Raw genomic sequence first — 24,047 nt, 5'->3', positions numbered from 1 at the left:
TATGTATAAGTTAATTGTAAGATCAGCTAAAGATCCTAGAATAAAAAATTCTATTTGGATGATGTCTGAAAAGCTCATTGCTATATTTGGATTAATTTTCGTAACTTCATTCGTAGCAAAATATATTGGTCCTGAGAACTTTGGTAAATTGACTTTCGTTGGCTCCATATTTGCGATTTTACAAACGTTATCCTTGATGGGAACAGAGAACATTATTTTTCAAAAAACAGCCAAGAATCGTAAAATTGGAGAAAATATAATTTATGCCTCCAAAAGGTTAAGAGATTATATTTATGGTTCACTTTCAATAATTACTTTAGGTGGATTGTATTTTTATACAGATCGTTTAACCTTTATTTTTGGTATATCAACTTGTATTGCAATTTATTTTGCTGTACATGATGTTTATAGTATTTATTTTAATGCAATTCTCGAATCAAAGATAAATGCATATTGTAATATCACAGCGCTAATCATTTCATTAAGTGTGCGCTATTTAATTGTTTTATTTCAACTTCCGATTGAAACACTCGGTATTCCCATCATTTTACTTACACTAATACCATTTTTATTAAGAAAATATCTTTATACGAAAAAAAAGCTGTCTGTTGGCATCATGCTGCCATATGCTATAAAAAGATATAGAAAGTATACTTTTGCGGTCGGTCAAAAGCTCTTATTGTATTCACTTTCGGTTGCAATTTTTACTAAAACGGCGCAGCTCTTCCTAGGTTTAGAGTCACAATTTGATCTTGGTATTTATACTGTAGCTATGACATTAGGTAACAGTTTTTACTTTGTTCTTCTCGCAATTATTTCATCTTATTTTACTGGAATCTATCAAGAGGAGAGCTTAGAAAAAAGTCAAAATAATGTTGCGCAACTTTATATGGTAGTGGTGGTTATTTCTTTGTTTGTCACACTAGGGTTATATCTTTTTGGACCTTGGGTTGTAAGCGTACTTTATGGCGTTGAATTTATTCGGGTTACTGAGATTTTGTGGCTAGCAGGTTTGGTAACCTTGTTCTCAGGACTGTCTACAATTGCAGAAAAATATTTGATTAAGTTCAATGCATATGAATATTTGAAACGGAAGACATTTATACTTGTGTTCTTTAATGTAATATTGACTTTTTTAATGGTTAAGTTGTATGGGTTATACGGTGGTATCTATGCCATTTTAACGACAGAAATCTTATCTCTGACTTTATTTAATTATTTTTTTAGAAATGGACTTATTTGGGATACTCAAAAAAGAATGTTTCTACCCTCTACTTATTTCAAGCGGTAACGAGATGCTTTTAAGCTTAATTATTCCAGTCTATAAAGTCGAACAGTACATAGCAGAATGTATTGAGAGTGTAATAAATCAAGTTACCTCCGACATAGAAGTAATTATCGTCAATGACGGTACTCCTGATGACTCAATGTTAGTGATTGAAAAAATTCTTAGTAAGCAAACAGCCATTATTAGAGATTGTTTTATAATATTACATCAAGAAAATCAGGGGCAGAGTAGTGCTCGAAACTTAGGTTTAAAGTATGCGAAAGGAGAGTACATTTCCTTTTTAGATTCTGATGATGTACTGAGTGAAAATTATTTAAGTGACTTTAAAAATACAATCAAAAAAAATAATGTTGATATTGTTCAATTTAAAAGCTCAAGATTTGAAGAAGATACCAATAAACTGAAGGCATTTAATGTTGGATTACAAAGGAATGGGTTACTTCAGTTAGACCAAAATTTAATGATAGAAATCTTTAATCAAAGTGCATGGTTTCCATGGTTAAATATTTATAGAAGAGAATTATTTAATGGTTTAGAGTTTCCAGTCGGTATTTATTACGAAGATGCTGCACTTATTCCTGAGGTTTTTCTTAGAGCCAAAAACATATATTTTTTAGAAAGTGTACTTTACTTCTATCGACTTAATTTAAATGGAAGCTTATTAAATACATCATCTGAAAATAAAAGAAAGCATGTGGATAGCTTTAAATCTATCTTAGAACTATATGCTTTAAGAATGAAAGAAAATCCCATATATTCAATATCATTTGTTTCAATGAGCCAAGCTTTTGTCAATTATATGTATCAAAATTTTGGTTGGAAAGTTGCTTATAAATGTCAAGCTACGTTTCAAGTGAATAAAAAAGATGTTGATGTTAGAAAGTTGAGTAAAAGAGGAAATCGGCTGTACTACTATTTTGGTTTCTATTTTATTGCTTTACTAAGTTTAAGAGGTTGATTTTAGTGAAAAAAATTTGTTTTCTTATTGGTAATTTAAACAACTCTGGCGGTACCGAAAGAGTAACGACACTTATTGCCAATGCATTAGCTCAAAAAAACTTCCAAGTATCTATTTTAAGTCTTGCTGATGGAAAACAGTCTTTTTTTGAGTTAGTGCCTAGTATCAAAACATATTCACTTTATCCTGAAAAAATTTCATTCAAAAAAAACTTTTTTGGCGCTGTATGGCGCATTCGAAAGTTTGTTACACAGTATCAGATAGATACTTTGGTAGTGGTAGATAGTATTTCCTGTGTGTTTACTATACCTGCATTATTTGGATTGAGAGTTAAACATATTTGTTGGGAGCATTTTAATTTTAAGGTTAATCTCGGGGTAAAGTATCGCGATATTGGGCGTAAATGGGCAGCAAAATATTGTGACTATATTGTTACTTTGACTCATAGAGATCAGGAATTGTGGAAGAATAACTTATCTAATATAAGATCTAAAATTATAACAATTGTAAACCCTAGTACATTTGAAGGTATTGAACATATTCCTGATTTAGATTGTAAGGTTGTATTGGCAGTTGGGCGATATAGGCATCAAAAAGGATATGATTTGCTATTACAGGCCTGGAGTAGCGTAACTAATAAAGAAGGATGGAAATTAGTTATTGTTGGAGAGGGGGAGGATAAACAAAAAATTATTGATCTTAGTGAGTTTTTGAAGATAAATGACACTGTAGAGATAAATTCATCAACGCATAATATTGCTCAATACTTTAAGAGTGCTTCATTTTATTGTATGAGTTCGAGATTTGAAGGTTTACCGATGGTATTATTAGAGGCTCAAAGTTTTGGTTTGCCTATAGTGTCTTTTGATTGTGATACGGGACCAGCAGAGTTGATTGATAATGAGGTTTCTGGATATTTAGTTGAGCCTGAAAATATTGAAAAGCTAAGTGAAGCGATTACTAAGATGATAAATTTGGATAAGGATTCTTATTTGAGAATGTGTATAAATGCTAAAGAAAATGTTAATAATTTTAAAGTTGATGAGATTGTTAAAAAATGGTTAGCGATTCTTTGAGTTGGGGTTTGGTGTGAATATAGGCATACCTTTGTCAAAGTTTGCATATACTCCAGAAGCTTATGCATACGAAAAATATCTAAAAAAACTCGGGCATCAGATTCAGCTAGACTACGAGCTCGATCCTGATAATGATATTAATATATATTTTATGGGTACGCGCCCTTTTTGGAAAAAAAAGGAGGGTCGAGCTATAGAGATTCATGAATATCAAAGTTTATCTACACCTCCCCACGCTCACTTAAAAAATTTTGCAAAAAAAATTGTGAACAAAAAGCCTAGTGGGCGAATTTTTTTAAATAACTTTGTACATCATGATTTAAATTTTACTGATGATGTGCCATATATTTATAGAGATATGGGTGTGGATGATGCTTTGTTCCAAAGTCCAAGTGAAAATCCTCTGTATGATATTATTTACTGTGGCTCTATTGCTGGACGTAATGGTCTTATAGAAGTATTGAGAAGGCTTGCAGGAAATTATAAGGTTGTTGTTGTTGGTCAGGTTAGTGATTTAGAAAGCTCTTTATTAAAGCATGAAAATATTACTATTTTAGGTCGGGTAGAACGTAAAGATTTACCAGAAATATATAGAAACTCTAGATTTGGTTTGAATTTTACTCCTGACTTATACCCTTATAACATCCAAACAAGTACAAAAACTTTAGAATATTTAGCCTCGGGTTTAGGGGTAATTTCTAATAAGTATAAATGGTCTGAACAGTTTTTCAATGAGATTGATTATCAACCTGTTTGGTTGGATGATTTTGATTTTCTAAAGACTATTGAAATGAATGGTAGATTGATAGTATCCCTTCCTTTAATACATAGATATGCATGGAAGAATATATTGTCTGATTCAAAATTTGATGTTTTTTTGAGAGAAATTCAAAATGAGAATGTTTGAAAGAATATCAAATAAAGTTTTATTTTTGTGTGTTGTTTTCTTAATTTTTATAAAAATTACTTTTTATTCTTTAATAAAGAATGATTATCTTTCCCTTGGTTTAGGTGGTGGTAACGACTCAGATTATTATCATGACTATGCTTTGGGTTATGTGGATTTTGCTGTAAATATATGGCCTGTTATTTTAAGATTTTTTAATGATTTTGGCTTCTATTCTCGTGATGGAATTTCTTATTTATTTTTATTTATAAATTTATTTATAATTCCATTTTTAGTAGCCAAGTTGTCTGGTCTCAATTTCCAAAAAAATCAGAAATATTATCTTTATAGTGTTTTGCTATGTCTAATCTATCCGACACTTTTTTTCTATACATTCGATATTTACCGTGATGTATTTATGGTGCTCTCTTTTTTGGTAGGGTGCTTAATTGTGAAAAAATGTTTAAGTCGTTCGAATTTTATTTCCTTTTCTTCTTTTTGTATACTTGCTATTTTAATGGGATTATTTTTAATGGCTTTGCGTCCTTATTTAGGGTACGCATTTTTATTGGCGTTAGCTTTGTGGAAAATTAAACTGACAAAAAAGCGTATTTACCTCTTTTCTTTTCAATATCTTATGGTTTTATTTATAGCAAACTATATTGGGGTTTTTGAACGATTAACAGAATACCGTTCTGGCTTTGAGGAAATTGATAGTGGCTCTACATTAGGCTTAGACTTTTCCAATCCTATAATGTTCATACCAAACTTAATTTTAAGTGCTTTAGGACAACTCTTTGGATTATATGTATCTAATCCATTTGCAATTATTTTACTGTTAGTTGAAACAGTTCCAGTCTTTGCTATGTTGGTTTATGTGATTAGAAATATAAAATTAGCTGATAGTTTTGTTCGATTTTTGATTATATTTTTTGTGCTATATGCGAGTGTATGGTTAATTGGAAATGATAACTTAGGCACTGCTGTTAGATTAAGAATATATAACTATTTAGCTATTTATATATGTTTTTTCTATATTTTGGTTTTAAAAGATAAGGTCAAATATCGACAGGTTGTAAATAAATGAAAGTGATTATAGTTGGAACAGTTGCATCTAGCTTCTATGGCTTTCGTGCAGATTTAATTCGTACACTGTTAAAAAAAGGACATCAAGTTTATGCGTTTACTTCTGAATATACGGCAGAAGACCTAAAAAAAATAGAAAAGTTGGGTGCTACACCTATTACATATACATTAAACCGTGGTGGGTTGAACCCACTCGCAGATATAATTGCAACATATCGGCTTTCAAAAAAAATTAAAAAAATTAATCCTGATTTATTATTCTCTTATTTTTCAAAACCTGTCATTTTTGGTACTTTAGCAGCCAAATTAGCTAAAGCCCCGCGTGTTATTGGTATGCTTGAAGGTTTAGGCTATACATTTACAGAGCAGCCAGAAGGCTTAAGTAAAAAAACGCAACTTATAAAAAAGATACAGGTTTTTTTATATAAAATAGCATTACCACAACTTGATCAGCTTATTTTTTTAAATCCTGATGATCCTAAAGATTTACTTAAAAAATATGCAATACAGGTCAAAAAAGTAGAGGTCCTCGGTGGAATAGGTTTAAATTTAGAACATTATAAGTATTCTACAAACTTTACTTCTGATATTTCTTTTATCTTTATTGCACGCTTACTTGCGGAAAAAGGTATTCATGATTACATCGAAGCAGCAAAAATTGTGAAGGAAAAATATCCCTTAGTTAAATTTATTGTGTTAGGTGCTATTGATAAAGAAGCATTAGGAAGTTTGAAAGAGGAAGAGCTAGCAAGTTTGGTAAAAACCAATATTATTGAATATCCAGGACATGTCAGCAACGTTTCCGAATGGATAGAAAATTCTAGCGTTTTTGTCTTACCTTCTTATTACCGGGAGGGTGTACCACGAAGTACGCAAGAAGCTATGGCTATCGGTCGTGCAATTATCACCACAGATGTACCTGGTTGTAGAGAAACGGTTGTAGATGGTGTAAATGGCTTTTTAGTGCCAAAATGGGATGCTGAAGCTTTGGCGGAAAAAATGATTTATTTCATTGAACACCCTGAACAAGTTAGATTGATGGGTGCTGAAAGCTATAAAATTGCCGTTGAAAAGTTTGATGCAGAAAAAGTAAATCAACGTTTAGTGAATATTCTAGGTCTATAAATGCTAAAACGCCTCCTTGATATTATTATTGCTTCTATTGCCCTCATTTTACTGTCACCGTTGTATTTTTATGTGGCACATAAAGTGAAAAAAAATCTAGGCTCACCCGTTTTATTCCGTCAGGTACGCCCCGGTTTACATGGCAAACCGTTTGAAATGATCAAATTTCGCAGTATGAAAGACGCTGCTGATGCGAAAGGGAATCCGTTGCCTGACAGCGAGCGTTTAACCCCATTTGGTAAAATGCTACGTGCGACAAGTTTGGACGAAATGCCAGAGTTATGGAATGTGATTAAAGGCGATATGAGCATCGTCGGGCCACGTCCGCTACTCATGGAATACTTGCCGCTATATAACCAAGAACAAGCCAAACGCCATTTAGTCCGCCCAGGCATGACAGGACATGCACAGGTAAATGGACGTAATGCCATTAGTTGGGAAGAAAAATTTAAACTTGATACCTGGTATGTCGAAAATCAATCAGTCTGGTTAGATTTTAAAATTATGCTAAAAACGGTGAAAAAAGTGCTCGCCAAAGATGACATTAATGAAGCGGGCGAAGCCACAATGTCTAAATTTACAGGTTCAGAAAAGGATTCAAATTCATGATTTCTTATATTGGTGTATATGGTGCAAGTGGTTTTGGTAAAGAAGTTATGCCTTTGGCGAGACAACAATATCCCACATTAGAGAAACAACAATTTGTATTTATTGATGATAGTGGGGCAGGTACTAGTTTAAATGGATATCAGGTCTTAAGTTATGAAGATTTCTTAAAGTATCCTGACCAAAAAAAGGCAGTAACGATTGCAATAGCCAATAGCCAGGTTCGTGAAAAACTGATGAAACGTTTAACTGAAGATCAAATTCAGCATTTGAATATTCAGGCAAGTAATACAGTTATTTTAGATGAAGTTCAGATTGGTGAAGGTAGTTTACTTTGCCCTTTCACTTGTCTGACATCCAATATTAAAATTGGAAAATTTTTTCATGCCAATATTTATAGTTATGTCGCCCATGATTGCGTGATCGGCGATTATGTCACTTTTGCTCCTGGTGTAAAATGTAATGGCAATATTCATATTCATGATCATGCCTATATTGGTACAGGTGCAGTCATTAAGCAGGGTACCCCAGACCAACCGCTTGTTATTGGTAAGGGGGCTGTGGTGGGCATGGGAGCTGTTGTCACAAAAAGCGTACCACCCGGTGTAACTGTTATTGGCAACCCAGCGCGTATACTTGAAAAGAAGTAGTTTTTTAATATTTAAAGAATCAGATTATTCTAGGATAAACCATGCTAAATACTGCCTTTGAACCATGGCCAAGCTTTACTCAACAGGAAGCAGATGCCGTATCTCAAGTATTGCTCTCGAACAAAGTGAACTACTGGACCGGGCAGGAATGTCGCGAATTTGAAAAAGAATTTGCCCGCTTTGCAGGGACTCAATATGCAGTGGCGTTGGCCAATGGTACAGTTGCACTGGATGTGGCCTTAAAAGCCCTGAATATTGGTGCAGGTGATGACGTGATTGTCACCTCGCGGACCTTTTTGGCATCTGCCAGCTCGATTGTGACGGCCGGGGCCAATCCGGTGTTTGCCGATGTAGAACTCGACTCACAAAATATTTCTGCCCGTACCATAGAAGTAGTCCTGACCCCAAATACCAAAGCGATTATTTGCGTGCATTTGGCGGGCTGGATGTGTGATATGGACCCGATTATGCAACTGGCGCAGGACAAAGGCCTGCATGTCATTGAAGATTGTGCGCAGGCACATGGTGCCATGTACAAAGGCAAGCCTGCCGGATCAATTGGCCATATTGGTGCCTGGTCATTCTGTCAGGACAAAATTATGACCACCGGTGGCGAAGGCGGTATGGTCACCACCAATGATGAACAGCTCTGGAAAAAAATGTGGTCGTATAAAGACCATGGTAAAAATTACGACAGCATTTATCACAAACAGCATCCACCCGGGTTTCGCTGGTTACATGACTCTTTTGGCACCAACTGGCGCATGATGGAAATGCAAGCTGTGATTGGTCGACTGCAGTTACAGCGGATGCCAGAATGGACGCAAAAACGCACTGAATATGCCCAACGTATTTTGAAGGTATTTCAGGACAGTCCGTATTTTAGCGTGCATTATCCGAACAATGATTATGTCCATGCCAACTATAAGTGCTATGTACAGGTCAACACAGCGCAGTTGCCAGAAGGCTGGTCACGTGACCGGATTATGGCCGAAATCAATGCACTGGGCGTGCCTTGCTTTAGCGGTTCCTGCTCAGAAGTGTATTTAGAACATGCATTTGATGGTACGCCATGGCGACCCGCCCAGCGTCTAGCCAATGCCCAGCAACTGGGTGAAAGCAGCCTGATGTTCCTGGTGCATCCAACCTTATCGGAAGATAATATTCGCACAACTGAACAGGCCATTGCTCAGGTGATTCAGCGTATATAATTCAATATACGCTACAATAATGTTATATATAAAATGCATCAACTGATGCATTTTACAAACTAAGTTTAATTTGCGGTTTAATCATTCCAATATTAATAATTGAACTGAGCTGTACTATTCCTATTGAGAAGACACATCAAGTGAAATCCGTCATCCTACCTCTCGTCGAATCCCCCCGTGCTGCCAAACTGGCTTTCCTGGTCATTCTGGATTTCTGTGTATTTCCAGTCCTGATCTGGCTGTGTTATGCCATTCGTCAGTTTGACCTTGGTGCAGAGGTGGTACCGAATATTCCGTTTGGTTCACTGTGGGTCAGTGCAATTGCGGTTATCCTGTTGTTTGTGTTTGGGGTGTACCGCTTTATTGTGCGTACTTACAATGAAGTGTTTATGGTCAAACTGGGCCTGGCAACTTTCCTGGCGGTGGCGGGACTCTATGCCTTGGCCTATTTAACAGATGCTTTTATTCCAACCTCAATTCCACTGATGTTCGGCTTTATGATGTTCGCCTGGGTGTGGTTTAGCCGTGGGATCATCCGTTTTATTGTCCGTTCTTATGTACAGGCCGGTGTACCGAAAAAACGCATTGCGATTTATGGGGCAGGCAATGCCGGTCAGCAGGTCGCTGCGACTTTAACCCGTTCCAACGAACATTTACCCATTTTCTTTATTGATGATAATCCGTCCTTAAGTGGACAGAATATTGGTGGGATTGATGTCTATTTGCCGAAAACAGCGCTTAAATGTTTTGACAAATTGCGCATTGATGAAATTTTAATTGCCTTACCCTCTGTGGGGCGTAGCCGCAAAAGTGAAATTGTCAAATTTCTGGAACCGGCACATTTAAAAATTACCGAAATTCCGGGCCTGACCAAACTGGTGGATGGTGAAATCCGCGTTTCCGATATTCAGGAAGTTGATATTATTGACTTGCTGGGGCGTGATCCGGTGCCGCCTGTGGCAGAGCTGCTGGAAAAAAATATTAAAGACAAAGTGGTGATGGTTACAGGTGCTGGTGGTTCAATTGGTTCCGAATTATGCCGCCAGATTATTAAAAACCAGCCGCAGAAACTGGTGATTTATGAACTGACCGAATTTGCGTTGTATAGCATTGACAAAGAATTACGCTTAACTAGCGATGTCACGATTATCCCAATTTTAGGTTCAGTGCTCGATCAGGCCAAACTAGAGCGGGTGATGGAACAGTATAGGGTTCAAACCGTGTACCATGCGGCTGCTTACAAACACGTGCCCTTGGTAGAGTGTAACCCATTGGCAGGTTTGAAAAACAACGCCATTGGTACGGCATTTAGCTTAAATGCAGCGGTCAAAACAGGCGTAGAAACCTTTGTACTCATTTCTACCGATAAAGCCGTGCGTCCAACCAATGTCATGGGGGCGTCTAAACGTATGGCAGAATTGTATTGTCAGGCGATGGCTGAAGCGCAAGATCAGACCCAAATTAGCATTGTCCGCTTTGGGAATGTTTTGGGTTCATCGGGTTCGGTGGTGCCATTGTTTAAACAGCAAATTGCCAAAGGTGGGCCCATTACCGTGACTCATCCTGAAGTGACACGCTACTTTATGACCATTCCAGAGGCCTCGCAATTGGTGATTCAGGCCGGTGCCTTGGGTCATGGTGGCGATGTGTTCCTGCTGGATATGGGCGAGCCAGTACGGATTCAGGATCTGGCCCGTCAGATGATTGCGCTGAGTGGCCTGAAAGTCCGTGAAGCCGACAGTCAGGACGGCGATATTGAAATCCAGTACTCCGGTTTACGTCCCGGCGAAAAACTTTACGAAGAATTACTGATTGATGCCGATAATACCGAAGTGACACAACACAGCCGGATTTTGCGTTCTTATGAAAAAATGTATCCTCTGGATGAGTTATTGCAGGTCTTTGAGCGTTTCAATGATTTAACCGCGGTGCAATCGGATATTGATTGGGCATTAAGCCAGCTGGAGCACTATGTTGATGGCTATCAGCGTGGTAAAGAAGTTAAAGTAAATTAAAATATCGAGATCAGGTTAAAGTATATGATTAAGAAGGCGATTTTACCTGTTGCAGGTTTGGGTACCCGTTTTTTACCAGCCAGTAAATCTATTCCCAAAGAAATGGTGACCGTGGTCGACCGTCCAGCGATTGAATATGTGGTGCGTGAAGCGGTTGCTGCCGGTATTGAACAGATTATTCTGGTCACGCATTCTTCCAAAGCGTCAATTGAAAACTACTTCGACCGTAACTTTGAACTGGAAACCACATTAGAGCAGAAGCAAAAGTGGGATTTGCTAAAAGAAATTACCGAAATTCTACCACCACAAGTCAGTGTAGTTAGTGTGCGTCAGCCACAGCCGCTGGGCCTGGGTCATGCAGTACTGTGTGCCAAAGATATTGTCGGTGATGAAGCTTTTGCCGTGTTACTGCCAGATGTGCTGGTCAAAGATCAGGCAGAAAAAAATGATCTGGCTTTGATGATTGAACGTTTTAATAGCACACAAGCAGCACAGATTATGGTCGAAGCTGTGCCGGAGCATCTGGTCGATCAATATGGCATTGTGGATGTTGCTGCTGCTCCTGCAGAAGGCCAAAGTGCGGCAATGCAGGGGATTGTCGAAAAACCGGCGGTCGGTACTGCACCTTCTAATCTTTCCGTGATCGGGCGTTATGTATTACCGGCCAAAATTATGCAGCTGTTAGCCACCACACCGAAAGGGGCCGGGAATGAAATCCAGCTGACCGATGCTATTGCCGCATTACAGCAGCTGGAAACAGTCGAAGCCTACCGCATGAAAGGCCAGACCTTTGATTGTGGCAGCAAACTGGGTTACTTAAAGGCAGTCTTGCATTACGGAGTGGACCATCCAAGTTTAGGTGAAGCATTTAAACAGTTGATTCAAGAACTTAAAGACTAATACAGGGCAGAGGTCAGCATGAAGGTTGCAGTTTTTGGTCGAACGCTTTATGCCGGGGTGATGGCGGCGCTATTGGCAGAATGTGGGCACAAGGTCTACTGGTGTGACATTTTCGAGCAAGATAGCCCGGAAGCGCCTGATTTTCAGGATGAGGCGGTCAATCGTCTGTTGCAGCAGCAACATGCCCAAGGCTTTCTGCATTACTGTAGCCTGAAAGAGCTGGGGCTAGAGATGGATGTCTATCTGTTTAGCCTGACGCCAGCAGAAGAGCCATTGATGATCGAGTTATTACAGCAGCTCCAGCAGCGCCTGATCATTCATCCGAAACTGATGATCAATGCTTCAACTTTAGGTCTGCAGGGTACGGCACGTCTGAAACAGCTACTGCCTGAAGATGACTGGGTGTATTTGCCGGATATGAGCCAGGAAGGCAATGCACTGGCCAGTATCACCCAGGCGGAGCAGCTGACCGTGGGCTGTATGAACCCGCAGGTACAGAGCAAAGTGCAAGAGTTTTTACGTCCACTATTTCCACGCAAGCAGCAATATCTGTTTATGCCGGTGCTGGATGCGGAATTTACCAAGCTGAGTATTTCCGGCATGCTGGCGACCCGGATCAGTTATATCAATGACTTGGCCGTGGTGGCCGAAAAACTGGGTATTGATATTGAGCATGTGCGTCAGGGCATGGCGGCTGATAGCCGGATTGGCGAGTCCTATATGTATCCGGGCGCCGGTTTTGGCGGAGAAAACTTCTCGCATGATGTCCTGACCTTAGCCAATACCGTTTCAACCACCGGTGTGAAAAGCCAGCTTTTGGCCCAGGTCTGGGAAATTAACGAGCAGCAAAAAGAGCTGCTATTTCGTAAACTGTGGAACTATTATCAGGGCAATTTAAAAGGCAAAACTATTGCCATCTGGGGCGCTGCGTTTAAGGAAAATACCTCACGCGTACACCATTCACCGATTCACGCCATGCTCAAGGCACTCTGGGCGCAAGGGCTCACGGTTAAATTACACGATCCGCAGGCCTTGCCAGAAATTCAGGCACTGTATGGCGAACGCGATGATCTGATCTTGTGTCAGGACCAGTATGAAGCCGTCAAAGACAGCCATGCGCTGTGCCTGTTAACCGCCTGGAAACATTACTGGAGTCCGGACTATAAAACCCTGCTCAACAGTATGCAGCATCCGTTAATTTTAGATGGACGTAATATCTATGATCCGCAATTTGTCAAAGCGCAAGGCTTTGCCTATATGGGAGTAGGACGCTAATGAGCAGTTCAGCAGCGGTACATACGCGTGATTCACTGTTATTACAGTTACAGACTTTAAAAAATCAGTTTGAACAGCGTCATTTAACCGATTTATTTGCCCAGGATGCGCAGCGTTTTGAACACTTTTCTGTAGGTTTAAAATCGCTGGCTTTTGATTATAGCAAGCAGCGTATTGATGCCGAAGTACTGGCGCAGCTGATACACTTTGCTGAGGCACATGACTTATCCGGCTGGATCAACACCCTGTTTTCCACCGATACGATTAACTATACCGAACAGCGTGCAGCCATGCATTGGGCGCTGCGTTTGCCGGAACAGGGCAGTACTCATCCGGAACTGGCACAGCAGGTACAGGCCCAGCTACAGCGTATGTATCAGCTGGTAGAAAAAATTCATGCCGGACAATGCCGCGGTGCCACCGGTGAAGTAATTCAGGATGTGGTCAATATCGGCGTTGGTGGTTCGGACTTGGGGCCTTTAATGGCCACTCAGGCACTGTCCGATTTTAAACATTCAAGTGCCAAGCCACTGAGCGTACATTTTGTTTCGACCATGGATGGCAGCCAGCTCTCAGATTTACTGCACAAGCTGCGTCCAGAAACCACGCTGTTTATTATTTCCTCCAAGTCTTTTGGCACCATTGATACCTTATCCAATGCACAAACCGTCCGTTTATGGCTGGAAAAAGCCTTGGGCAAACAGGCACGCGTATTACAGCATCATTTTGTTGGGGTCTCGACCAAGCCCGATAAAATGACGGCATGGGGCATTGCGCCAGAAAACCAGTTCCTGCTGTGGGATTGGGTCGGTGGCCGTTATTCACTCTGGTCCTGTATCGGCTTGCCAATTGCGCTGATTATCGGGGTGGAAGGTTTTAAAGCCTTTCTGGCGGGTGCCTATGCGGTGGATCAGCATTTCCAGACCGCACCCTTTGCACAGAATATTCCGGTGTTGATGGGTCTGCTCGGGATCTGGAACAATAATTTCCTGGATATTCAGACCCATGCAGTTTTGCCCTATGATGGCCGCTTAAAATATTTTGCCTCTTATCTGCAGCAGCTGGAAATGGAATCAAATGGTAAATCGATTCAGCGCAGTGGTGACGCGGTTGAACTGGATACCTGTCCAATTGTCTGGGGTGAAGTGGGACCGAATGCCCAGCATGCGTTTTATCAGCTGCTGCATCAGGGTACACAGGCGGTCAGCTGTGATTTTATTGCGCCGGTGAAACGCTACAATGCCAACCAGTTTACCTATGCCGAAAGTGCAGAGGCGCTGGTCGAGCAACATCATCTGGCGCTGTCTAACTGTCTGGCACAATCGCGCTTACTGGCTTTTGGTAATCAGGCGCTGGATCAGGCCGAGCTAGCCAGTTTGCCGGCTTATAAGCAATATGCCGGTAATCAGCCGAGTTCAACCTTTTTGATTCAGGAATTAAATCCATATAGCTTGGGGATGCTGATTGCCTTGTATGAGCATAAGGTCTTTGTCCAGTCGGTAATCTGGAATATTAACCCCTTTGATCAGTGGGGCGTAGAAAAAGGCAAGGAAATTGCCAATCAGCTGTTACCGATTTTAAATGGCCAGCAGCAGGATGTATCGGCACTGGATGCTTCGACACAGGGTTTATTACACATTTTATTAGGAAAATCAGATGGCTAATATTCTGGTTACCGGTGGCGCCGGTTATATCGGTTCGCATACTTGTCTGGAGCTGCTCAATGCCGGGCACCAGGTGGTGGTGCTGGATAACCTGTCGAACAGTTCGGCAGAATCATTACAACGGGTACAAGCACTGACCCAGAAAAGTCTTCATTTTATTGAAGGGGATATTCGGGATGGTGCCGGTCTGGATCAGCTGTTCCAGCAGCACAAGATTGATGCGGTGATTCATTTTGCCGGTCTCAAAGCAGTGGGGGAAAGTCAGCAAATTCCACTGGCTTATTTTGAGCATAATATTGCCGGGTCTATCAGTCTAGCGCAGGCGATGCAACGCGCAGGGGTGTTTAAACTGGTCTTTAGCTCGTCTGCAACAGTGTATGATGAAGCCAATATTTCTCCTTTAAATGAAGAAATGCCAACTGGGATGCCAAGCAACAATTATGGCTATACCAAACTGATTATTGAACAGTTATTGGAAAAACTGACAATTGCTGATGAGCGCTGGTCGATTGCCTTATTACGTTATTTTAACCCGGTCGGCGCGCATAAAAGTGGTCAGATTGGCGAAGACCCGCAAGGGATTCCAAACAACCTGATGCCTTATGTGACCCAAGTGGCTGTCGGTCGTCGTGAAAAACTTTCAATCTTTGGCAGTGATTATGATACCGTCGATGGCACAGGCGTCCGCGATTATATCCATGTGGTGGACCTGGCCAATGCACACTTATGTGCACTGAATAACCGTTTAAATGCACAGGGCTGTCGCGCCTGGAATATTGGAACTGGAAACGGGATTTCCGTGTTACAGGTGAAAAATACCTTTGAACAGGTCAATGGGGTGGAGATTCCATTTGAACTGGCGCCGCGCCGGGCAGGCGATGTGGCGACCTCTTTTGCAGACAATCGGCGTGCCATTGCCGAGCTAGGTTGGCAACCGCAGTATGGTCTGGAAGATATGCTGGCCGATAGCTGGAACTGGCAAAAACAGAATCCAAATGGCTATCGTTAAGTAGGTTCAGATCCTAGTACAATAAAAAAATGGAGCATTTATGCTCCATTTTTTATGTTAAGCCTGAATCAAACGGGTCAATTCATCAACATAGTCTTGCATTGGTTTGGGTTGCAGGTCACGGCGGCTTTCAATATTTAAACGCAATAACGGTTCGGTATTGGAAGCACGTACATTAAAACGCCAGGCACCGAAATCCAGACTTACGCCATCGGTCTGGTCAATGGCCGGGTTCTGATCGGCATAGTGTTTAAAGATCTTTTGAATGGTGGCTTGGGTGTCTGCCACTTTAAAATTAATTTCACCTGAACATGGGAACTTGGCAATCATCTCTTCAACCAGACTCGATAAGGATTGACCGGTTTCAGACAGCACCGCAATCGCCAGTAGCCATGGAATCATGCCGCTATCACAATAGGCAAAGTCACGGAAATAGTGGTGGGCACTCATCTCCCCGCCATACACCGCATTGTGCTCACGCATCACATCTTTAATAAAGGCATGCCCGGATTTGGACTGGATTGCTTCGCCCTGATACTGTTCCACCACATCAAAAGTGTTCCAGACTAGACGCGGATCATGCACAATTTTTTCACCGGACTGTTTCAACAAGAAAGCCTGTGCTAACAGACCCACGATGTAATAACCTTCAATAAACTGGCCTTTTTCATCAAACAGGAAGCAGCGGTCAAAGTCGCCATCCCAGGCAATGCCCAGATCTGCGCCATGCGCCAGTACCGCCTCGCGGGTGCTGTCGCGGTTTTCTACCAGAATCGGGTTCGGAATCCCATTCGGGAAAGTGCCATCGGCTTCATGGTGAATTTTGACAAACTCCACCGGAACATTCAGGGCCTTGAATTTGTCTTCAATTGCATCAATCACATGACCTGCAGCACCATTGCCGGCATTCACCACCAGCTTCATTGGGCGAATCTTGGCTGGATCAATATAGGTCATCAGATGATCTACAAATTCCGGCAAAATATTGTAGGACTGTGTGGTTCCTTTGGCTGTAACTTTGGTAAATGTACCAGCTTCTGCTAAGGCCTGAATTTCTTTTAAGCCAGTATCGGCACTGATTGGACGGGCATTCTCGCGCACCAGTTTCATGCCGTTATAGTCCATCGGGTTGTGACTGGCAGTGATTTCAATCCCGCCTTGGACATCCAGATGGAAAGCGGCAAAATAGACTTCTTCGGTGCCAGTCATACCCAGATCAAGGACATTTACACCTGCATCATTCAGGCCTTTGATGGTCGCCTGTTTTAAGTCTTCACTGCTTAAACGGATATCGCAGCCAATCGCCACAGTTTTTGGCTGGTAAATCTGGCCATAGGCACGGCCAATTTTATAGGCAATCTCTTCATTCAGTTCGCTGCCCAGTTTGCCGCGAATATCGTAAGCTTTAAAGCAAGTCAGTTGGGTCATTATTTGTTCTCCATGCAGAAGAAAAAAGGCCGGTGAACTGTAAGATGGTAATAAAGTTTCATCTTAAATTTCTTCTAACTAATTGATTTTCATGGTTCATGATTTGCCTTATTAAAAATAAAGTATCATCTTAAACCATAGTATACTCTTAATCCTATAGAAAAATTAGTAATAAAGTATCATCCCAAATGCAATTCGAAAGCCAAAACACGGATGTCATTGAGGTACAGTTAAAAGACTAATTACCATAAAATTAAGAAATATCCAAATAACACAACATATTTTCCTCAATAGCTCATGCTACAGAAAAATCCATTAAATAGATTTTAAAACTTCTGTAAATCGCTTTACCCAATCTTTAAACTCTTTATCAGACGTAGTTATCTCAAATTTGTTTTTTGGATGGTTAACGCCTTTGGGAATACCAATATTTTTTAATAGTTCTGCAGTAGGCCAACGCAAAGAACGTCTAATAATTTGTTCTTTAAAACTTGGAAAATTTTGATCCCACGCTTCAAAACTTTCGACCTTAACAATTAATGTTGAAAGTGGTTTGTGATTGTCACTTGTATCAACTTCTACAATGGAAAATTTTTTATCTTGAAATTCTAGCTGGACTTCCGCAATACTCCGAAAGTTGCCATCATCGGTCTTATGTAGCTTGGATCGATTGACAGCGGGAAGCTTGGAAATGGTAAATTTAATTTTTAATAGAATATTATGCTGTAATGTAAATTGCTCAATCATGGCTTTAAATGCTTCAAATCGTTTCATGAATAGCTCAAGGTCAACACTTTCATCTTGACAATTTTCAAACTCCCCTCGACCAATTTCTCCAAAAATAGTGGATTCACCTGTACCTACGTTAGGTTCCGGTAATATAGTTACATCATCGTTATTAAATTTACCCTTTTTACCAGAATGTTTAATTGCTGCTTTTTTCGTTTCAAAAGGAGATGAGAGTGATAGTGTAATTTTGGGTGAATCAATGATTGTTATTTGTTTATCACTATTGGCTTCTTTTTTATCATCAATTATAGGATCTTCATTTCGTGTGTGCTTACTACCTCTAGAAGAGCGCTCAGAGCTTACCTGAGTATTTTTTACAGTAAAATTTGGACTACAAAAAATGACAGTATGATTAATTTCACTGGGTAAGTTTGATATTGCTAGAATTTCATTTACATAATATTTGTTTGTCTTTGGACTAAAATATACTTTTAATGTGAGCTCAGCGCCTTTTAATGATGGTGGGATAAAATTAAAGTTCCAGAATTCTCGGAATTTTGTCTGCACTTTCTCACTCAAAAAATTTTTGGAGATGCTTTCAAAGGATGCTCGTGCCTCTGTATCGAGTAATATCCATGCGAGCAAGCGGCGCATCCCAATATTATCATATTGGGATGGTGGGAAGTTACAGAAGTCAAGAATATTGATCAGAGTTTGATTCTCTTCTTTTATGATATCAAATTCCCGAAAAAAACGCCTTTGATCCAATGCAGCACGAGATAGATAGGCAGTATGCAAGAATAATACTCTAGCGAGTTCTATTTGAGGTAAAACAATTTCGATGTCTGTTAGTGTTGCATGAATATCGCTAACAATATGACTAAATTGGTACTGCTTTGATTGATTAATTATAACATCCCATTTTTGCAAGTCATCTATTTTAATAGTGATAATAGACTCATTAAAAGGAGTGAATTTTTTATTCTGATTGAATCTCCGATTTCTTGCTAATAATGGCATATTAGAAAAACGAGCATGGTTAAGCAAATATCTCTGATCTTTAGTTAAATCTTCATCATTTTCTAATCCAATAGTGATATTCCATTCTTCATTCTTTATATCTTTGAAAATAGAACCTAAAAAAGTAATTCTCGCATTTTCAGGAAAATTTTTAATTTTTATCATCAGGATTTTACCATTTTAAACTTTGGTGAATTGACAAAAAATGACTACATATATTAAAGCTTATTTTATTGAAATCTCAAAACTTAATTTTATAAAGCCAGCGATTTAATAAAATTAATTTTGCATAATGTTAGAGAACTCATGAACGATGTATTCTAGAAATTTTTTCGTTTCAGATGTCATTCGTTCTTCACTTAATCCAGCTTTTCGTAGAATACGCCACTGAGGAATTGGTTGTTTATTGATTTTAATATCTATAAACACTTTTGTTAGGCGCCTGATTTGATAACAGCTGATATCTTCACTATATCGTTCTAGAAAAAGTTGAATCAGAGGTAATTTATGTAAATTTTTCTCTAATGTATTTGACATTAAAGTCTGTTTTAACCACCATTTTGCGGAGCGTCTTGATCCCTCTAAATCCCAAATTAAAGCATTATTGAGCTGGATAAGTTGCCGGACATAAAAAAGATCGCGTTTTTGCCAATCAATTTTAGTCCCTTGAGGAATAAACTTCTGATGGAAATTTTGGTTCGTCTGCAATAGCCAGGTTTTATCGTTTCGATATAACCATGCATAAAGAGCTGCCTGCAGGTGACGAGCCGGTTTAACCCCATGGTCTTGTACTAAATCTAACCATTTTTTACGATTTTCAGCTCTAGTTATTTCAAAATTAGTATCCTGGTATTTTATTCGATTATTCTGTTGAGTAATTACTTTCTTGAAAGACTTAACTTGATTGAATATCTCTGCAAAAGACCAGTCAGCATTTAGAAACGCTTCGATTACAAGAATATGCTCAAGATAACTAAAGCTTTTGCGATGCTTTCTGAAAATATTATGTAGCCAGCTGCTTTCAGAAGCTAAGTCATCCAAATGATATTGACTAAGAAATTTTTGTGACCACCGTAACGATATTTTTTCTAAAATTTGATCAAAAGCAATTTGGTTTTGCCCGCGAGTACAGTTATTCCTCTTGGCTAATTCATTATAGAACATCGTCCACTGTTCATAACTTGGTGATACAAAAGGTGGTATAGATAACAATTCTATTAATTTAGAACTAATGAAAAGTTCATCACTTGTTGCTGGTATCTGATTCCATTCAATACAAAAAATATCTGAAGGTACCATGAAGTCATGTCTGTGTAATGATCTTAAATCTAGGGTTGATTCTACAAGCTTACCGTGTTGCGGGCAGCAAGCTCCCTGTATTTGCCATAATCGTACCCAGTAGAATTCGCCTTTTTGAAGTGCTTGCTCTTTCAAACATTGTGGGCAGTAACGTAGTCTATGAATAATAGGGACTCGTGAAGCATTAATTCCCAAAGAAAGATGTACCGAGCCTTGTGAAATATTGGCCATCCATTTGAAACATTGTTGTCGCCTTGCTTCAGGTACAAAAGGTGCATATATAGGAAATAATGTGTGTTTATATATTATATTTTCTAGACTTAATTGTCCCTCAGTATACTGATTAACAATCGAATTCAGATGACAGAGTAAATCAACCGTAGCAATAACCTTTCTATTTTGAAACACTGCGTCAAGTAACTGCTTTGGACTTTCAAATGCTAAACGAACTCCAGCTCGAGCCACTGTACTGTAAATCAACTCTTGTTCATAAGGCATAGGAAAATTTAGCATAACTAACTCACCTGTTTTATCCAATTAGATATATCAAAGATCAAATCAGTTTGAGTTTTTAAATGATCATAAAAGCTTTGATCATTCTCTTTTTGTGAAAATTGAAAACGTAAGTCAACCGAATCCAATGTTTGCCATTGATCATATTTAAGCAGTTTGGTTTTTGATAATTTTGGTTTGGATAATGAGGAATTTTTTGTTGAATCTACATCCTGATTTAACCAATCAATAATAATGGGTAGTAGCTCAGTCAAGTGTTTATCGGGATGCTTAACAAATACTTTTTTGACCAGTGGTACTAAAAGATTGGTGTCATAACCTAATTCAAGCAACAGATTATGCAAACGGATGGATTCTGCATGCCCCTGATATTCAGCAAGCTCATCTCCTTGATCAACAGCACTTTCTTCGATTTTAGAAAAAAGTTTTAACAATTGTCTGTCAATTTCAGGTGTAATTAAATCAGGATATTGTGCAATCCGTCGAGCATCACCTGAACGTAAAGCATCTATAATGTGATGAATGGGTTTAAAATCTTCTTGATATGTAGTTTTGAGCAATTTAACAGTGATTCGTTCTAAACCAGACTCAATTGCCCGTATTTGTGCAAGGACAAAAAGCTTAACAGTTATATCTAAAATACCTTGAGTTAGATCAAACCAACATTGCCGTAACTCATCGGACAATAGAGAATCACTTTTCCTTAACCATTGATATTTCCAAAGAGCATCTGTAAAAGTCATCCACTCTGATTTTCGTACTTTTCCATCCGGGGTTTTTATTGCAGGTTCATTTTTTATAGGTTCCCAATGAATTGAACCAAAACCTACAGCTCTACGTGATGAACGCAAATCACGTTCAAATATGTTACTGGCTTTTGGCGTTCCTACCATAATAATTGGCAAGCTATAAACATTCACTAAAGTCACAAAGAAATTTAACATTTCATCAGAATTTTTCGATCTGTTTGCTATGAGATGTTGAATTTCATCAATCACCAAAAGACCGATTGCATGAAGATGAGCAATGTGTCCCATAAGTTGCAATAGCTTTTGTTCATTATGTCGCTTTTGGGTGTATTGCTGTTCATAGTTAGTTCCTAAAGCACGATCAACGGCACTAAAGAAATTTAAATATAGTGATTTGAGTGATCCATTATATGGACAGTCAATTTTTAGATAGACCAGTTGTGTGAAATTATGTTCAGGATGGTAAATTTTTTGTTTGTAATTTTTAAGAATACGATTTAATGTGGTTGTTTTGCCACTACCAGAGAACCCAATAAAAACCAGACTTTGTGCTGTTGATATTAAATCTGTATGGCGAGAAGCATTAAAATCATTGCTTCTAATATGTTCAAAACTATTCTGTAAATGCCGATTTAAATCCCCTGTGGTAATATTTCGCCCTACATATCCTTTTCTCAGCATAATAGAAATTTTTTGTTCTAATGTTAAATGTCGTTTAATAGGGTGAAAAAAATTATTTAATAACTGCGATATAATATGAGCACGAGTATTGTTAGGAAGTTGCCGATCCGATAATCTGAATTCGACAGTACCTTTAATGGCTTGTATAGTATCATTTGCCTCAAAAATTTCGGGTAATGCCTCGATAAAAGGATTTCCCTGATAATCAGAAACAGGGCTTGCTTTATACACTGCTTGGTAATTTTTATTAGTCATAATTTTATCCTATCTTATCTAAATATCGTGACTATCAGCTTTCATCGTTAGGATCATCAAGATCATCTAGCAAATCTTGATAAATACCAAAACGTAGTCTGTAATCTTCATCATTTTCTAAATCTATAAATTGCCTAGACTTAGGCATCTGAATAATATTACTTTGAGTTTCTGAAGATTGTTCTAAAACCGTCAATGCACCTTTTGACGATTTTTGGCTGTTGTTTCTCTGTTTCAATCGTTCACTATCTTTTTCAGCTTGTTTATTTTTACGAAGATCAGTCAAACGTTGTTTTTTGCTAGATGTGGAAGGTTTTTTGGCATCTGCCCGAGCAATAATTGATTCAATATGTTCTTCAAGATATGCTTGAGATTTATTGGTTTTTAGATCTTGAGCAGCTTTTATTTTCTTTTGTTCGTGTTGAACCTGCCAGACTTCCCAAAAACTACACCCTAAAAACTCTCTCGATCTTGGAGAAAGTGTAGCTTCCCAATAATTTAAACTATGCTCCTCATAAAACACATAAATCATTTCTGGGCAGAGTAAAACTTGAAGTGCGACATAAACCACCTAATTAATTTAAAGGGTTTATGGAGTATATAAAATTGTCATACCATCATCTTAGCTTTGAAGATCGTACTGCATTAATGCTTGAGTCAAGAAAAGAAGGCTTTTCACCCAGAAAATTTGCTGAACTTATTAAAAGACATCCTAGTACGATCTATCGTGAACTTAAAAGAAATAGCATCAATGACGTTTATCAAGCTCAATATGCTTCTGATAACACCTTCGCTAGACGTAGACGTGGTCACAGAAAACTCAAAATCGACTCAATCCTCTGGAGATTTATTGTTGAAGCGATCCGTTGTTTATGGTCTCCTCAGCAAATATCGAAGCGTTTAAAGACATTTTCTGATTTGGATCAAACAATGAATGTAAGCCATACAACGATTTACTCAACTATACGAGCATTACCAAAGGGTGAGTTGAAAAAAGACTTATTATCCTGTCTGCGTCATGAAAATAAAAAGCGAAAAGCTAACGGTGAACCTAAAAAAGATTCTATATTACAGGATATTAAAACTATTCATGAGCGCCCACCTGAAGTTCAAGAAAGAAAAATACCGGGTCATTGGGAGGCCGATTTAATTAAAGGTAAAGACAATAAAAGTTCGATAGCAACACTTATTGAACGAAATACACGGCTCTGTATCTTGGCAACATTACCTGATGCAAAGGCAGAATCAGTGCGCAAGGCTTTAACTGAAGCTCTGAAATATTTACCTGCAGAACTGCGTAAAACGTTGACCTATGACCGTGGACGTGAGATGTCAGAACATAAAATACTCGAAGAAGATTTAGGCATAGATGTATATTTCTGTGACCCACATTCACCATGGCAAAAAGGCACATGCGAAAATATGAATGGTTTAATTAGGCAATATTTACCTAAAGGGATTGATTTAAATCAGGCAGATCAGCATTATTTAAATCAAGTTGCCATGTCACTGAATACTCGTCCTAGAAAAGCGTTAGATTGGCTTACACCATTAGAGAAGTTTGCTCAGCTTGTTGATTATCATAAGGCTTTTGAAACTGTCGCACCTCATGTTTGAATTCGCC

20 protein-coding genes are annotated in these 24,047 nt (G+C 38.9%); 15 read left to right on the top strand and 5 right to left on the bottom strand.

Annotation, left to right across the window (positions count from 1 at the left end; translation table 11 throughout):
* Window position 1: 1 nt before the first annotated feature.
* The 14 genes from P253_RS13590 to galE all read left to right on the top strand — a co-directional run bounded on the left by P253_RS13590 (window position 2) and on the right by galE (window position 15,749).
* Window positions 2-1,291: an MATE family efflux transporter gene (locus P253_RS13590; RefSeq protein WP_016658886.1), complete on the top strand. Its 1,290-nt coding sequence runs from the start codon at window positions 2-4 to the stop codon at window positions 1,289-1,291.
* Between the two features lie 4 nt (window positions 1,292-1,295).
* Window positions 1,296-2,246 (top strand): glycosyltransferase family 2 protein, encoded by a 951-nt coding sequence (locus P253_RS13585; RefSeq protein ID WP_228128868.1) that lies wholly within the window; start codon window positions 1,296-1,298, stop codon window positions 2,244-2,246.
* A 5-nt stretch (window positions 2,247-2,251) separates the two neighbouring features.
* Window positions 2,252-3,322: a glycosyltransferase family 4 protein gene (locus P253_RS13580; protein WP_016658885.1), complete on the top strand. Its 1,071-nt coding sequence runs from the start codon at window positions 2,252-2,254 to the stop codon at window positions 3,320-3,322.
* Between the two features lie 13 nt (window positions 3,323-3,335).
* A complete protein-coding gene (locus tag P253_RS13575) occupies window positions 3,336-4,229 on the top strand; it encodes a glycosyltransferase family protein (RefSeq protein WP_016658884.1) in 894 nt (297 codons plus the stop codon).
* The gene (locus P253_RS13570) at window positions 4,216-5,295 is read left to right on the top strand and encodes a hypothetical protein (RefSeq protein WP_016658883.1); all 1,080 of its coding nucleotides are present in this window, start codon (window positions 4,216-4,218) and stop codon (window positions 5,293-5,295) included. The genes P253_RS13575 and P253_RS13570 overlap by 14 nt, the downstream gene beginning before the upstream one ends.
* Window positions 5,292-6,419, top strand: a complete 1,128-nt coding sequence (locus P253_RS13565) for a glycosyltransferase family 4 protein (RefSeq protein WP_016658882.1) — start codon at window positions 5,292-5,294, stop codon at window positions 6,417-6,419. Before P253_RS13570 ends, P253_RS13565 begins: the two co-directional genes overlap by 4 nt.
* Window positions 6,420-7,028, top strand: coding sequence for a sugar transferase (locus P253_RS13560; protein WP_016658881.1), 609 nt, complete (start codon window positions 6,420-6,422; stop codon window positions 7,026-7,028). It abuts the gene before it with no gap.
* On the top strand, window positions 7,025-7,675 hold the full coding sequence (locus P253_RS13555) for an acetyltransferase (protein WP_016658880.1): 651 nt from the start codon (window positions 7,025-7,027) through the stop codon (window positions 7,673-7,675). The genes P253_RS13560 and P253_RS13555 overlap by 4 nt, the downstream gene beginning before the upstream one ends.
* Before the next feature lie 41 nt (window positions 7,676-7,716).
* The gene (locus P253_RS13550; protein WP_016658879.1) at window positions 7,717-8,886 is read left to right on the top strand and encodes a DegT/DnrJ/EryC1/StrS family aminotransferase; all 1,170 of its coding nucleotides are present in this window, start codon (window positions 7,717-7,719) and stop codon (window positions 8,884-8,886) included.
* Window positions 8,887-9,026: 140 nt separating this feature from the next.
* On the top strand, window positions 9,027-10,901 hold the full coding sequence (locus P253_RS13545) for a polysaccharide biosynthesis protein (RefSeq protein WP_016658878.1): 1,875 nt from the start codon (window positions 9,027-9,029) through the stop codon (window positions 10,899-10,901).
* Window positions 10,902-10,925: 24 nt separating this feature from the next.
* The gene (galU, locus tag P253_RS13540) at window positions 10,926-11,801 is read left to right on the top strand and encodes a UTP--glucose-1-phosphate uridylyltransferase GalU (protein WP_016658877.1); all 876 of its coding nucleotides are present in this window, start codon (window positions 10,926-10,928) and stop codon (window positions 11,799-11,801) included.
* A gap of 18 nt (window positions 11,802-11,819) precedes the next feature.
* Window positions 11,820-13,076 (top strand): nucleotide sugar dehydrogenase, encoded by a 1,257-nt coding sequence (locus P253_RS13535; RefSeq protein WP_016658876.1) that lies wholly within the window; start codon window positions 11,820-11,822, stop codon window positions 13,074-13,076.
* Complete coding sequence (gene pgi / locus P253_RS13530; RefSeq protein ID WP_016658875.1) at window positions 13,076-14,740, top strand: glucose-6-phosphate isomerase; 1,665 nt, start codon at window positions 13,076-13,078, stop codon at window positions 14,738-14,740. Before P253_RS13535 ends, pgi begins: the two co-directional genes overlap by 1 nt.
* On the top strand, window positions 14,733-15,749 hold the full coding sequence (gene galE / locus P253_RS13525) for a UDP-glucose 4-epimerase GalE (RefSeq protein ID WP_016658874.1): 1,017 nt from the start codon (window positions 14,733-14,735) through the stop codon (window positions 15,747-15,749). The genes pgi and galE overlap by 8 nt, the downstream gene beginning before the upstream one ends.
* A gap of 57 nt (window positions 15,750-15,806) precedes the next feature.
* On the opposite strand, the gene P253_RS13520 is transcribed toward galE, so the two are convergent.
* The 5 genes from P253_RS13520 to P253_RS13500 all read right to left on the bottom strand — a co-directional run bounded on the left by P253_RS13520 (window position 15,807) and on the right by P253_RS13500 (window position 22,994).
* On the bottom strand, window positions 15,807-17,177 hold the full coding sequence (locus tag P253_RS13520; protein WP_016658873.1) for a phosphohexomutase domain-containing protein: 1,371 nt from the start codon (window positions 17,175-17,177) through the stop codon (window positions 15,807-15,809).
* A 315-nt stretch (window positions 17,178-17,492) separates the two neighbouring features.
* Window positions 17,493-19,091: a Tn7-like element transposition protein TnsE gene (locus P253_RS13515; protein WP_016658872.1), complete on the bottom strand. Its 1,599-nt coding sequence runs from the start codon at window positions 19,089-19,091 to the stop codon at window positions 17,493-17,495.
* A 114-nt stretch (window positions 19,092-19,205) separates the two neighbouring features.
* A complete protein-coding gene (locus P253_RS13510) occupies window positions 19,206-20,738 on the bottom strand; it encodes a TnsD family Tn7-like transposition protein (protein WP_016658871.1) in 1,533 nt (510 codons plus the stop codon).
* 2 nt (window positions 20,739-20,740) lie between these two features.
* A complete protein-coding gene (locus tag P253_RS13505) occupies window positions 20,741-22,423 on the bottom strand; it encodes an AAA family ATPase (RefSeq protein ID WP_016658870.1) in 1,683 nt (560 codons plus the stop codon).
* Window positions 22,424-22,457: 34 nt separating this feature from the next.
* Entirely contained in the window at window positions 22,458-22,994 is a 537-nt protein-coding gene (locus tag P253_RS13500; protein ID WP_212749374.1) for a hypothetical protein, read from the bottom strand.
* A gap of 20 nt (window positions 22,995-23,014) precedes the next feature.
* Here P253_RS13500 and P253_RS13495 point away from each other — a divergent pair, with 20 nt between their 5' ends.
* A complete protein-coding gene (locus P253_RS13495) occupies window positions 23,015-24,040 on the top strand; it encodes an IS30 family transposase (protein ID WP_016658868.1) in 1,026 nt (341 codons plus the stop codon).
* Window positions 24,041-24,047 lie beyond the last annotated feature (7 nt).

This window comes from Acinetobacter indicus CIP 110367, assembly GCF_000488255.1.
GTDB lineage: Bacteria > Pseudomonadota > Gammaproteobacteria > Pseudomonadales > Moraxellaceae > Acinetobacter > Acinetobacter indicus.
Note: the sequence above shows the minus strand (reverse complement) of the source record. Positions and strands in the feature narration are given on the sequence as shown.